This is a genomic window from Streptomyces soli, assembly GCF_003999195.1.
Taxonomy (GTDB): domain Bacteria; phylum Actinomycetota; class Actinomycetes; order Streptomycetales; family Streptomycetaceae; genus Actinacidiphila; species Actinacidiphila soli.
Genome location: NZ_RJVR01000310.1, coordinates 24,411 through 37,325 on the forward strand (window position 1 = coordinate 24,411; position 12,915 = coordinate 37,325).

Annotated in this window: 13 protein-coding genes; 5 read left to right on the forward strand and 8 right to left on the reverse strand. The window is 72.8% G+C overall.

Annotated features, from left to right (window positions below; genetic code table 11):
• Positions 1-67: 67 nt before the first annotated feature.
• The 7 genes from EFK10_RS35500 to EFK10_RS35530 form a co-directional block, all read right to left on the reverse strand.
• Positions 68-826, reverse strand: a complete 759-nt coding sequence (locus tag EFK10_RS35500; RefSeq protein ID WP_127359761.1) for a spherulation-specific family 4 protein — start codon at positions 824-826, stop codon at positions 68-70.
• Positions 814-1,710, reverse strand: coding sequence for an NAD-dependent epimerase/dehydratase family protein (locus tag EFK10_RS35505; protein WP_127359762.1), 897 nt, complete (start codon positions 1,708-1,710; stop codon positions 814-816). The genes EFK10_RS35500 and EFK10_RS35505 overlap by 13 nt, the downstream gene beginning before the upstream one ends.
• Before the next feature lie 3 nt (positions 1,711-1,713).
• Positions 1,714-2,742, reverse strand: coding sequence for a hypothetical protein (locus EFK10_RS35510; RefSeq protein WP_240677668.1), 1,029 nt, complete (start codon positions 2,740-2,742; stop codon positions 1,714-1,716).
• 398 nt (positions 2,743-3,140) lie between these two features.
• Positions 3,141-4,796 (reverse strand): GT4 family glycosyltransferase PelF, encoded by a 1,656-nt coding sequence (pelF, locus tag EFK10_RS35515; protein WP_127359764.1) that lies wholly within the window; start codon positions 4,794-4,796, stop codon positions 3,141-3,143.
• A 121-nt stretch (positions 4,797-4,917) separates the two neighbouring features.
• Entirely contained in the window at positions 4,918-5,775 is an 858-nt protein-coding gene (locus EFK10_RS35520; protein ID WP_206305723.1) for an alpha/beta hydrolase, read from the reverse strand.
• A gap of 135 nt (positions 5,776-5,910) precedes the next feature.
• A complete protein-coding gene (locus EFK10_RS35525) occupies positions 5,911-7,236 on the reverse strand; it encodes a DUF3152 domain-containing protein (protein ID WP_127359766.1) in 1,326 nt (441 codons plus the stop codon).
• Between the two features lie 3 nt (positions 7,237-7,239).
• Positions 7,240-8,208, reverse strand: coding sequence for an alpha/beta fold hydrolase (locus tag EFK10_RS35530; RefSeq protein ID WP_127359767.1), 969 nt, complete (start codon positions 8,206-8,208; stop codon positions 7,240-7,242).
• A 129-nt stretch (positions 8,209-8,337) separates the two neighbouring features.
• On the opposite strand from EFK10_RS35530, the gene EFK10_RS35535 reads away from it, so the two are divergent.
• The 4 genes from EFK10_RS35535 (at position 8,338) to EFK10_RS35550 (ending at position 10,069) form a co-directional block, all read left to right on the forward strand.
• Positions 8,338-8,574, forward strand: a complete 237-nt coding sequence (locus EFK10_RS35535; protein WP_240677669.1) for a hypothetical protein — start codon at positions 8,338-8,340, stop codon at positions 8,572-8,574.
• A gap of 101 nt (positions 8,575-8,675) precedes the next feature.
• Complete coding sequence (locus EFK10_RS35540; protein ID WP_127359768.1) at positions 8,676-9,314, forward strand: TetR/AcrR family transcriptional regulator; 639 nt, start codon at positions 8,676-8,678, stop codon at positions 9,312-9,314.
• A 112-nt stretch (positions 9,315-9,426) separates the two neighbouring features.
• Positions 9,427-9,657: a DUF3107 domain-containing protein gene (locus tag EFK10_RS35545; RefSeq protein ID WP_127359769.1), complete on the forward strand. Its 231-nt coding sequence runs from the start codon at positions 9,427-9,429 to the stop codon at positions 9,655-9,657.
• Between the two features lie 133 nt (positions 9,658-9,790).
• Entirely contained in the window at positions 9,791-10,069 is a 279-nt protein-coding gene (locus EFK10_RS35550) for a hypothetical protein (RefSeq protein WP_127359770.1), read from the forward strand.
• A 259-nt stretch (positions 10,070-10,328) separates the two neighbouring features.
• Here EFK10_RS35550 and EFK10_RS35555 read toward each other — a convergent pair whose 3' ends face one another.
• Positions 10,329-11,066: a ferritin-like fold-containing protein gene (locus EFK10_RS35555; RefSeq protein ID WP_127359771.1), complete on the reverse strand. Its 738-nt coding sequence runs from the start codon at positions 11,064-11,066 to the stop codon at positions 10,329-10,331.
• A gap of 521 nt (positions 11,067-11,587) precedes the next feature.
• Here EFK10_RS35555 and EFK10_RS35560 point away from each other — a divergent pair.
• A partial coding sequence (locus EFK10_RS35560; protein ID WP_407647219.1) for a DEAD/DEAH box helicase occupies positions 11,588-12,915 on the forward strand: 1,328 nt, incomplete at its 3' end.

A 12,915-nucleotide genomic window follows, 5' to 3' on the forward strand; every position in this document is an offset into this window, starting at 1 on the left:
CACGCCCGTCTTCATTCCAAGACCGCCGTCCCGAGGTGCGAGACAGATCCAGGTCACATGCTGGGCCTCAGTCGTCGGAGGGCCGGCGGCGCAGGAGCCCGGAGACCTCGCCCCAGTAGCCCGGCAGTCCCTCCCAAGCCGCGTGGTCCGTACGGTCGGTGAAGAAGACCGTGGCCGCGCCCTGCCAGCGGGCGATACGCATCGCGTTGTCAAGGTGCGGGCCGGGCACTCCGTGGACGAGGTGGCAGAAGCGCTCCTTCGGATAGCCGGCGGTCCACTGCGGGGCCTCGGACCAGCGGTAGTCCGTCCAGGGGCCGCAGAAGGTGACCAGCTGGTCGGCCACCTCGGCGTAACCGGGGTAGGGGTGGGAGCCGTGGCCCAGGACGATGTGCCCGTCGCCCCCTTCCTCGGCACCGAGCAGGGCGCGCAGCGTCGTGGTGACCCGGCGGCAGTCGGAGAGTTCCTCGCGCTCGGTCGGGGCCCGCTCGAGGTAGAAGCCGTCGACGCCGTACCAGTCCAGGTAGTGGTGGGCGTCGGAGACCAGCTGGGCGAAGGGCCGGGCGCCGTGCCGGGTGTCCAGGACGCCGATCACCGGGACGGCGGCCTCGCGGAGCCGGCCGACGGCCTCCGTGTAGAGCGGGTCGGGCCGGGTGCCCGGGCCCCGGGAGACATTGAGGGCCACCCAGTGCAGCGGCGTGCCCGGGCGGGCCAGCTCGGCCCACTCGTTCGGGGCCATCAGCGGGTGGGCGTACGCGGGGACTCCGAAGCCGAGCCGATCGCTGCTGCCGGTCCGGCTGCGTAGTCCTGTCGGGGTCAGACGCGGCATGCCGCCTCCATCCAGACGTCGGCGAGCGACTCCTCCAGGGCGATCCTGGGCCGCCAGCCGAGGCGGTCGCGCGCGGTGCGTACGTCGGCCTGCTGCCAGACCCCGCAGCCGTCCGGGTAGGCGATGGGCGGATCGTCCAGCTCGTGCACTACGCCCTGGTAGCCCGCGACGTGCGCCAGTGCCGCCGCCATCTCTCTCAAACGTACAGCCCGGCCGGCGCCGATGTTCACCACGCCCTGCGCGGCGGACAGCGAGGCGGCATGGACGGCCCGCGCCACATCCCGTACGTCGATGAAGTCGCGCTGCATGCTCAGGCCGGCGAGCTTCAGCTCACCGTCCGCGCTCTGCATCGCCCGGCGCAGCGCCTCCGCGAGCCGGCCCAGCGGGGAGCCGGTCGGCGTGCCGGGGCCCACCGGGCTGAAGATCCGCAGCACGACCGCGTCCAGGCCGGAGCCCAGGACGAGTTCGGTGGCGGCGAGCTTGCTCACCCCGTACGGGCCGCCCGGACGCGGGACCGCGTCCTCGGCGGTGGAGGACCCGGCGGGGGACGGTCCGTACTCCGCGCCGCAGCCCAGCTGGACCAGGCGCGCGCCGGTACCGCTGCGGCGCAGGGCCTCGCAGACGGTGGCCACGGCGATGATGTTGTGCCGTGTCAGCTCGCGGGCACCGCCCCGGATCGCGCCGGCGCAGTTGACGACGACCCCCGGGTGGACGGCGTCCATGAAGCGGGCCAGGGCGCCGGGACTGCCGGAGGACAGGTCGAACCGTACGTCGGCGTCATCGCTGCGCCCGAGGGTGGTCAACTGCACGGCGGGGTCGGCGAGCAGCCGTTCTGCCACATGGCGCCCGAGGAACCCGTCGGCGCCCAGCAGGAGGACTCTCATCGTTCATTGCTCCAGGTCATGTGTCGGGTTGTGGGCCGAGGCCCGGGAGAGCACGCCGAGCGCGTACGCGGCCAGGGCGAGCGCGGCACAGCCGCAGGCGACGGCCGGTATGGCGGCCGGGCCGACGGGCGTCCGGTGGAGAAAGGCCGCGACCAGCGCGAGCGCCTCGATGGCGCAGGCCGTCCCGGTGGCGGCGACCGCCACGTCCGGGAAGCCGTGGACGGTCAGCAGCCGTGCGGTGAAGAGCAGCAGGCTCAGCGCGGCGGGCCCGGCGAGCCCGACGGGGGTGACCGGGACTCCGGCGGCGGTGAAGGCGGCGCCCAGCAGGGCCAGCTGCGCCAGCAGAAACAGCCCGAGCGTGCCCGCCAGCAGCGGCCTTACGGCCCCGGCGAACTCCTCCAGGCTCCGGCTCGGCCCGAGATGGGCCCGGGCCTTCGCCGCGAAGCGGTGCGCGCACCATGCGGCGGGCGCCGGGGCGAGGGTTATGGCGGTCAGCGCCGCCGTGTTCGCCGGCGTGAACAGCCCCCCGGCGAAGCCCCCGCCGGCCGACAGCGCGTCGAGCGTCCGCTCCCCGTACACGGCGAAGCCCAGCAGCCAGCACGTCCACAGCGCCCCGCCCGCCGCCAGCCGCCCCGGCGCCCGCAGCGGGCCGGCCCGTAGGATCGCCAGCATCGCGGCCAGCGTCAACGGCACCGCGATCACCACCACCGCCGGCCCCCATGCCCGCCCCAGCACCGCCCCGGCCGCACAGATCGCACCGGGCACCAGATGCAGGGCGATCCGCGGCCCCGGCAGCGGCCCTGCGGGCGGCTGCCCTGCGGGCGGCTGCCCTGCGGGCGGCTCGGCCTCAGCCCGCACCGCCCCCCGGGGCACCCGCGCATACAGCTCCTCCGCCAGCCCGAACACGTCCCGGTGCCGGAACCCCCCGGCCACCCGGTCCGTCACCCCCTGCGCCTCCAGCCCCGCCGCGATCTCCAGCGGATCCACGGCGTTCGCGCACAGCGCGGCATGCCGGTGCATCAGCCCGCGCACGGGGTCCGCGGGACCACGCCGGCGGTTGCCCTTGGTGGGCTCCGGCGCGCTTGGCGCTTCCGCGGGCCACGGCTCGCCGCCGACCGGCGACACGGTTGCCGGTGCCGGGCCAGCAGCGGACGACTCGGGTTGTGGGCAGGCGTTCCGCGTGGCGGAACGTTCTCCCACAACCCGGCCACCGGCCTCAGGCCGCTCGTCCAACCCCGGCCACCCACCGACGTGGTGCGGGCCCGTTGCCGGGAGCGGGCCGGTTGGGCCAGCCCCAGTTCCTCCCCCAGCCTCCGGCCGGTGGGGGGACTCCCCCTCGCTTCGCTGGGGGCACCCCCACCCAGCCGCCAGGCTGGGGGAGGACCCCCAAGGCGGACGGTCTACCCCCAACCCACCCGATTCGGTTGTGGTCATGCGGGGTCCTCCTGAGCGATGGGGCCGGCCAGGACCGGTTCGCGGAGTGCCCAGGCGGGGGCGGTCCAGCGGCCGGGGACGTGGGCTTCGGCGGGGTGGGCGAAGGGGACCCGTTCGGGGGGTGGGGCGGCGGCGTGGTGGGCGACGAGGTCGAGATAGGTCTCGCGGAAGGCCCGGAGGTTCTGCTCGACGGTGAAGAGCTCGAGGGCCCGCTCGCGGGCGGCCGCCCCCAGCCGGTGGCGGCGCTCCGGGTCCCGCAGGAGCGCGACGCACGCCTCGGCGAGGGCCCGGGGATTGCGCGGCGGTACGACAAGGCCCGTACCGCCGATGACTTCGCGTACGGCACCGACATCCGTCGAAACGGTCGCCCGGCCGCAGGCCATCGCCTCCACCAGCGTGACGGGGAAGCCCTCCACGATGCTGGAGAGCACGACCACGTCACCCGCGGCGTACGCCTCGCCGAGCCCCGCCGCGCCCGGGGCGCCGAGTGGCTCGAAGGTGACGGGGTTCTCACCGACGCTGACGGCGTTCGCGGCCTCGTCCGGGAAGAGCTGGGCGGCGAGGCCGCGGCAGCTGGCGAGGTAGCCGGTCGAGGCGGGGCCGCCGACCGCGCCGTGGATGACGCGCAGCCGGGCGCCGGGGAGTTGCCGCCGTACGGCCGCGAAGGCGTGCAGCAGGGCGATCAGGTCCTTGGCCGGGTCGATGCGGCCGACCCAGACCAGTGTCGGGTCGGCCGCATCGGCCTCGGGTGGCGCGGGAAGCGCCTCAAGCCCCGGGTAGCCGGGGTGGACGGTACGGATCCGGGCCCGGTCGGCGCCGCAGCGCTCCTGCCAGCGGCGTGCGTGCGTGTTGCCCGGCGTGATGAGGGCGGCCTCTCGGTAGGCCTCGCCGGCCAGCAGCCGGTGGAAGGCGGCGAGCAGGGCGCGTACGGGGGCGGAGAGCCCGGCGGCGCGGTGGGCGAGCAGCGTCTCACGCAGGCCCACACCGTACTCGGTGACCAGCAGCGGCGTGCCGAAGAACCGTTTGGCCAGCAGCCCGGGAAGGACCGCCGAGCCGCCGGAGACGGCATGGCACAGGTCGGCAGTCGCGAGCGCGTCCCCGTTCGGCTCGTACCAGGGCGCGGACAGCGGCCGCAGCGCCCGCTCCAGCAGATCGGCGGCCGTGAGCAGGTCATGGACCCCGGCCCCGCCGATCAGCGGCCGTACGCCGGGCGCGCGGCAGGCGTCCTCCAGCGCGCGCAGTGCGTGCTCGGAGCGCAACAGGGCCGGCAGCCCGCCGTCCTCCCGGGCGAGCTCGGCGAGACCGTACAGCGCGGTGGCGAAACGGTCCGCCAAGGCCCCGGCCTCCATCCCGCACTCCGCCAACACCTGCACCAGATCACGGAATTGCGCGAGCGCGAGCGACCTGCGGCGCCGGACGCGCACCGGCGTGGCCGCGTCCTCGGGCAACAGCCCGTACAGCGGCAGGTTCCGGACGCGCTTGGCATTGCGCGGCGTGGTGTAGCGCCCCGCCGCCTCGGTGCGTTCGCCGCGCGCCAGCGCGTAGACCTCGAACTCGTGGCCCGTGAGCCCGCGTACGAGCCGGTCGCACCACGCGCCGCCCTCACCTCGCGCGTACGGATAACCACCCTCTGTGAGTAATGCGATGCGCACGTGCGCCCCTTTTCTCCGTCCTCGACTCGGCGCGTTGACGGTATGCCGGGGGGCGGTGGCGCGATGGACGGTTGTCCGCCGCGCCACCGGAACGGATGAACGCCCGTAACTTTCGGAGGCGTTACGCGTTGGCGGCGACCCTCGCGCCCACGAATCGGAGCGCGTCAGGCGCGACCCGGCGCCAGTAAGCCATGTCGTGTGCGCCGTGCCCGAAGGACTCAGTGGCAGGGAGGACCCTGGCCGCGAGCGCGCGGGCCGAGTCCTGGAACGGGTCCTCGCGACCGCACCACAGGCCTATGTCCCGCCCCGGGACCTGCAGCTGGGCGATATGGCGCAGCGGCTCGTTCGCCGCCCACTCCCCCTCGTTCGCGAACGGCCCCACGGCCCGGGCGTCCGCCCAGCTCCGGAACAGCGCGGGGCTCAGCAGCGCCACCGCGTCCAGCCCAGCCCGCTCCCGCGCGTACAACAGCGCCCCGAAGCCGCCCATGGATATCCCGAGCACGGCTCTCGGCTCCGCCTGCACCCAGCCCGGCAGCTCCTCCTGCAGCATCCGCTGCGGCGCCCCGTACCAGTACGAGGCCTGCCCCCCGTCGACCGCCGCGAGCACGAACGGCGCGACCCCGTCCCGGACGGCCTTCGTCAGGAACTGCGGCATACCCAGCGCCACGAACCCGTTCGCGGACGACCCCCTGCCGTGCAGCATCACGCACACCGGCAACTTGCGCGCCGCCGCCTCCGACACGCCGTACGGCGCGATCGTCACGACGTTCGTCGTCGTCCCGCGGGCCTTCGACGTCACCCTCCGCCGCGTGATCAGCCCCGCCAGCACATCCGGCACCACCCCGTCCGGCCCCGTCCACCCGATCCTGCGGCGCACCGCGACGCTCCCCGGCAACATCTCCGTCGCCAACCCGATGCCACCGGCCGCCACAGCGGCTGTCGCCGCGACCCCGCCGATGATGAATGCGCGTCGCCGCACTTGGACTCCTGCCATCTCGATGCCCGGGCAATTCTGGCCCGGGGCCCACCGAGAGTAGAGGCCACCGCCGCAAGCCGCCGCACACTTGTCCGATGTCAAAACCAGATCAACGTACGATCAATGAGGTGACCTGGGTCACCCCTTGGGATACGGCCACGGATTGGGCCTGCAGGTCACCCCGTCCAGGGTCAGGAACTTCGTCTGCTGCATCATCACCGGCGCCAGCGCGCCGTTCTTCGGGCACAGCTCGTGGCGGTGCCCGAGCCGGTGGCCGACCTCGTGGTTGATCACCATCTGGCGGTACATGTAGATCTTGTCCGGGCCGTAGGTCTCCGATCCTTGCGCCCATCGGTAGGCGTTGATCATCGTGCGGGAAGTCGACGCCGAGTCACATGACACGTTCTCAATCAAGGTGTCCAGGCCGGATTTCGCGCACCACTTCGCCGTGGTGCCCGGGCTCGCCAGCGTAACGACGATGTCGGCGTGGCCTGTTGAGACCCGCTCGAAGGTCTTCGTATCGCCGTGGCCCCAACTGCGGTCGTCATTGAGCGTCTTGTAGACCGCTTCGGCGAAGACCTCGCCGTCCAGCGACAGCCCCTGCTCCACGTCGACCCGCACCTTGTACACCTGGCCCTTGCCCGGCGCCTTCTGGTGTCCCCCGACCGTGCGGAACTTCCCGGAGAGGGCGAGGCCAGGATTGAGGGGATATGTCTGCACCATGGCCTGGTGGTACGTCAGCGTGACGGCGGAGGCAGAGGCCGACGGCGAGGTGGACGGCGTGGACCGGACGTCGGACCGCGAGGCCGAGCCGTCGGCGCCGCGGCTCGTCTTGGAGGACGACCCCGTCGCACTGCTGTCCTTGGCACCACCGGCCAACTGCCCGGCGACGACCACGGCCAGCACCGTCACCACGGCGGCCGCCGCCGCGCCGCCGAAGGTACGGCCCTTGCCGCCGCCCTTCGGGGGTTCCTCGCTGTCCGGAGCGGTGTGCTGCGGCGCGGTGTGCTGGGTCTCGAAGGCATCGACGAACTCCTTGCGCGGCCCCGGGACCCGTACGGCCGCCCTCCGCTGCTGCGGCAGCCTCGGCGCAGGCGGGGCACCGAAGGCCAGGCCGGCGGCTTCGGGGCTGCCCAGCAGCTCGGCGACCTCCGGGTCCGGCAGTTCGGGCGCCCGCAGGCCGCGGACCGCCGGCCCGGAGCCGGTGTCCCAGGACTCCGCGTCACCCCAGGCCGCGTGCTCCCGGTGCTCGGGGTGCGCGTAGGCCCACTCGGGGCGGGGACCCCGCGCCTGCTCGCGAGCCGGAGCCGGGCCGGGGGCCTGCGGCGGGGCCTGCCGCCACCCGGCGATACGGCGCCGTCGGCCCGAGCCGGGATCGGCGGGGGCCGGCGGGGGAACGCCGGGTATGCCAGGTATGTCATCGCTGCGGCCCTCGCGGCCGCCCGGTGCGCTGTGCCTGCCCATCGGCTACTTACGGCTCCCGTCGGTCTCGTCCAGAAGCTCGCGCACGGCCCGCGCCACCAGATCGGGGTGCTCCATCATCGCCACGTGCCCGCTGTTCGGCAGGGCCAGCAGCCGCGAGTCCCGGAACGTCCGCCCGGCCCGCGCCGCCATCCGGAAGGACACCAGCTTGTCCCGGCCGCCGTAGACCAGCAGCGTCGGGGCCAGCACCCGCTCCGCCTGCCGCCACAGCGAGTGCTGGCCGCCCAGCGTGTAAGCATCCAGCACCCCGCGCGCCGAGCGGGACAGCGCGTCCCAGAAGTACGGCAGCGCCACCCGGCGCTCGTACTCCGACGCGTGCTCGGTGAAGGCTTCCTCGCTGACCCGGTCCGGCTCCCCGTAGCAGAGCGCCAGCAGCTCCCGGGTGCGCCGCTCCGGCGCCCAGTCCTTCGTCGCCCGGATCAGCAGGGCGGGGATGCCCGGCACCCCGAGCAGCCCGGTCGGCAGGGCGCTGCGCTGCGGGGGCAGCTCCGGCAGCGCCGGCGAGATCAGCGTCAGCGTACGTACGAGATCGGGGCGGGCCGCCGCCACCTTGGTGGCCACCGCCCCGCCCAGCGAGTTGCCGAACAGGTGCACAGGCCCGCGCCCGTCCGCCTCCAGGAGCCGTACGACCGCCCGCGCGTGCCCGGCGAACGAGTAGTTCCCATCGTCCGGCGGCGGCGAGTAGCCGAAGCCCGGCAGGTCCAGCGCCTCGCAGGCCAACCGGTCGTCGAGGCGGCTCATCAGCGCCGACCAGTTCGTCGACGAACCGCCCAGGCCGTGCACGAACAGCGCGGGCGCCAGCCTGTCCGGACCGGCCGCCGGCCGCGAACGTACGTTCAGTGTCAGACCGGGCAGCTTCACCTCGCGCACCGCTTCGCCCTGCCCAGCTCTGGGTCCGGAGGGCGGCACGGGCACGGCGGCGAGTACGGCTTCGGGGGACTCCGTCGACGACATGCGCGCAATATTACGAGACGATCACGCGTGCGATCGCGTGTTCGCTCTCACAGCCTTTGGTTGCCACTCTGCACCGCCGGGCACTCTCTCCTACGCTCGCAGGTAGGGAAAGGCAAGGAGGGACGAGCCGTGTCCGATGACATCGAGACATTCGAAGACGCCTTTGACAGCGAGGCCCATGAGGCCGACGACGAAGCCGAAACCGAGCTTGACCTGGAGGCCCCCGAAGCCGACGCGGTCGAACAGCACATCGATCTCCTCCAGCACCGGGACGTCCCCATCACCGAGCGCCCCCTCGACGCCGACCCGGCGGACGCCGCTGAGCAGGCCCGCGTCGTGGAGCTGGACGAGGACGACTACCGCTGAAGTCCCAGCCAGTGAGAATGTGCGTTCGCACTGCGCACGCTACGGCTACTGAAAAGTACGATGGCCACCGCATGCACTGAACGAAACACTTGGGAGGCGGCGTGACAGCCATCGAGCAGACAGAGGCAGCGCGCCCGCGTGGCACGCGGCTTCCGCGCCGAGCCCGCAGGAACCAGCTGCTGGGCGCGGCCCAGGAGGTCTTCGTCGCCCAGGGTTACCACGCCGCTGCGATGGATGACATCGCGGAGCGCGCCGGCGTCAGCAAACCCGTGCTCTACCAGCACTTCCCCGGCAAGCTCGACCTGTACCTGGCCCTGCTTGACCAGCACTGCGAATCGCTGCTGGAGTCCGTGCGGACCGCGCTGGCCTCCACCACCGACAACAAGCTGCGCGTCTACGCGACGATGGACGCCTACTTCGCGTACGTCGAGGACGAGGGCGGCGCCTTCCGGCTGGTCTTCGAGTCCGACCTCACCAACGAGCCCGCTGTACGCGACCGGGTCGAGAAGGTCTCCCTCCAGTGCGCCGAGGCCATCAGCGACGTCATCGCCGAGGACACCGGACTCTCCCGGGACCAGTCCATGCTGCTGGCCGTCGGCCTCGGCGGCGTGTCGCAGGTCGTCGCCCGCTACTGGCTCGCCAGCAGCAGCCCGGTCCCCCGCGACCAGGCCGTGCAGCTGCTCACCTCGCTGGCCTGGCGCGGCATCGCCGGCTTCCCGCTGCACGGCGCGGAGCACTGAGACTTCCGCCCTGTTCGCTGTAGGCGTTCCCGCCTGCGATTCCTCGCGGCCCGCACACGGCTAGTGTTTGCTCCGTACACCGCACCGCCAGACCATCGGAGGGACAAAAGCCGTGGAGGTCAAGATCGGCGTGCAGCACGCGCCGCGCGAGATCAACATCGAGAGCTCGCAGTCGGCCGAGGAGGTCGAGAAGGCCGTCGCCGACGCGCTCTCCGGCGCCAGCAAGCTGCTGAGCCTGACCGACGAGCACGGCCGCAAGGTGCTCGTGCCCGCCGACCGGCTGGCGTACGTCGAGATCGGCGAGCCGGCCACACGCAAGGTCGGCTTCGGCGCCGCGCTCTGAGCACAGACGCTCTCGCCAAGAACGGCGGGCGGCTCCGGTGATCGCTAGGTCATTGGAGCGGCCCGCCGTTTCGTATCCCCCGGGGGCGGGGTAGGACCGTCAACGTCCGAAACAATCCTCCGGGAGGGCCACGATGATGTGGGAAGCGCTCGCCTTCGCCGCCCTTGGGCTGGCCGCCGCATACGCCGCCGTACGACTTCTGCCCGCCCGTCTGCCTGCCCGCGCCCTCGTCCTGCCCACCGGTTCCGGCGCCGCCCTCCTCGGCGGCTTCCTCGCCCACACGATCCTGGGCTCCGGCCACGTCCTGCTCAGCCTCGCGGCAGCCGCCGCGGTCGCTGTGGCCCTGCTCTCGCTTCTGGTCCGCCCGGCCGACCAGCGACGCCCCGGCGCGTCATCGCCCCGCCCGGCATAAGCGGGCGGGGCAACCACCCTCTGCCTAGACCCTGTCTGACAAATCCCGCCTGCCCCGCGACGCCTGGCACCCGCGCTCGCTGCCTTGTCGGAGTCGCTCGAGTAGCCCACTACGAGGGCGATCTCCCCCGGACTTCGTCCGGTGGGGGTCCCCCGGACGAAGTCCGGGGGAGAGTGCCCCCACCGCCTTGCGATCACACGCACCAGACGCCGCGGGGCCCGCCCTCCGGGCGGCCGGCGCTATTTTTGTCAGACAGCGCCTAGGCCGCCAGGCCGAGCGCGGCCATGCGCTTGGTGTGGGCCTCGGTGATGCGGGTGAACATCCGGCCGACCTCGGCGAGGTCGAAGCCGTCGGCGACGCCGCCGACGAGCATCGTGGAGAGGGCGTCGCGGTCGGCGACGACACGCTGGGCCTGGGACAGGGCCTCGCCCATGAGACGCCGGGCCCACAGCGCGAGCCGGCCGCCCACCCGGGGCTCCGCCTCGATGGCGGCGCGGACCTTCTCCACGGCGAAGGAGGCGTGACCGGTGTCGTCGAGCACGGCCAGCACCAGCTCGCGCGTGTCGGAGTCGAGCCGGGCCGCGACCTCCCGGTAGAAGTCGGAGGCGATCGAGTCGCCGACGTAGGCCTTGACCAGGCCCTCCAGCCAGTCCGACGGCGCCGTCTGCCGGTGGAACTCGTCCAGCGCGGCGGCGAAGGGCTCCATCGCGGCGGTCGGCTCGGCGTCGATGGCGGCGAGACGGTCCCGCAACTGCTCGAAGTGGTGGAACTCGGCGGAGGCCATCGCCGCCAGCTCCGCCTTGTCCGACAGGGTCGGCGCGAGCTTCGCGTCCTCAGCGAGCCGTTCGAACGCGGCCAGCTCGCCGTAGGCCAGGGCGCCCAGCAGATCCGTCACGGCCGCGCGGTACTGCGGCTCGGCGGAGGCCGTGGCCCAGTCGAGGGCGGCGATCCCGGTGGCGGCGGGAGCAGGTTCGGTGGTCTCGTCAGGCGTCTCCATGCTGGGCACAATAGCCCGCCTGGGCTGCGCGGCAACCACCCCGGGGCGCGCTTCCCAGCCCTCGTGTCACCCCTGCGTCACCCGCGTGTCTCGAACGTCATCTCGCATCGCGGGAGAATCCATCCGCCTCAGCTGCGTGATTCCGAGGTACAGTGATATGAGCCCGCCGGTTGTTCAAAGGCGGGTGACGCATGATGCACATGAATGCAATGGATGCCCGGTCGGTGGCCCGATCGGCTCCACGACCGCCCTCCTCACATGGGGAGGGGGCCACTCGCGGCACGAGCTTCGATGCGAGGGCAGTGGTCCCGCGCTTCTCAGCCACCCACGGCTGTGTACTCACCCCCCGCGCGGTCAGCGCCCCGTGCGCTCGACCCCCCTCACCGCTCAGTGCCGCGCACCGAGACAGAAGAGGCAGCATCCTGACTACCACCACGACTTTCCGCAGTCTTGGGATCCTTCCCGAGACCGCCGAGGCCCTTGAGGCCGTCGGCATCATCACTCCCTTCCCGATCCAGGAGATGACGCTCCCGGTCGCCCTCGCGGGCAACGACGTCATCGGCCAGGCCAAGACCGGCACCGGCAAGACGCTGGGCTTCGGCCTCCCCCTCCTGGAGCGCGTCACCGTCCTCGCCGACGTCGAGGCCGGCCGCGCCAAGCCCGAGGACCTCGTCGACGGGCCGCAGGCCCTGGTCGTCGTCCCCACCCGTGAGCTGTGCCAGCAGGTCACCAACGACCTGCAGACCGCCGGCAAGGTCCGTAACGTACGCGTTCTCGCGATCTACGGCGGCCGGGCGTACGAGCCCCAGGTCGAGGCCCTCAAGAAGGGCGTCGACGTCGTCGTCGGCACCCCGGGCCGGCTGCTCGACCTCGCCGGTCAGAAGAAGCTCAGCCTGCGCAACGTCCGGGCGCTCGTCCTCGACGAGGCCGACGAGATGCTCGACCTCGGCTTCCTGCCGGACGTCGAGAAGATCATGGACATGCTGCCGGCGAAGCGCCAGACGATGCTGTTCTCGGCCACCATGCCGGGCGCCGTCATCGGCCTCGCCCGCCGCTACATGTCGCAGCCCACGCACATCAGCGCCACCTCGCCCGACGACGCGGGCGCCACCGTCGCGAACATCACCCAGCACGTCTTCCGCGCCCACAACATGGACAAGCCCGAGCTCGTCTCGCGCATCCTCCAGGCCGACGGCCGCGGTCTCGTGATGGTCTTCTGCCGTACGAAGCGCACGGCGGCCGACGTCGCCGAGCAGCTCGAGAAGCGCGGCTTCGCCTCCGGCGCGGTCCACGGCGACCTGGGCCAGGGTGCCCGCGAGCAGGCGCTGCGCGCCTTCCGCAACGGCAAGGTCGACGTACTGGTCTGCACGGATGTCGCGGCTCGCGGTATCGATGTGGAAGGCGTCACGCACGTCATCAACTACCAGACGCCGGAGGACGAGAAGACCTATCTCCACCGCGTGGGCCGCACCGGCCGTGCGGGCGCGTCCGGTATCGCCATCACCCTGGTCGACTGGGACGACATCCCGCGCTGGAAGCTCATCAACAAGGCGCTGGACCTGCCCTTCGACGAGCCGGAGGAGACCTACTCCACCTCCGAGCACCTCTACGAGCTGCTCGGCATCCCGGCCGGTACGAAGGGTGTCCTCCCCCGAGCCGAGCGCACCCGCGCCGGGCTCGGCGCGGAGGCCGTCGAGGACCTCGGCGAGACCGGTGGCCGTGGCCGCAGCCCCCGCAAGGCCGCTGCCGGGGCCTCCGTCGTGACCGAGGAGGCCCCGGCCCGCACCCGCACCCCGCGCCAGCGCCGCCGCACCCGCGCCGGTGAGGCGACCGAGGTCGTCGCCGCGAT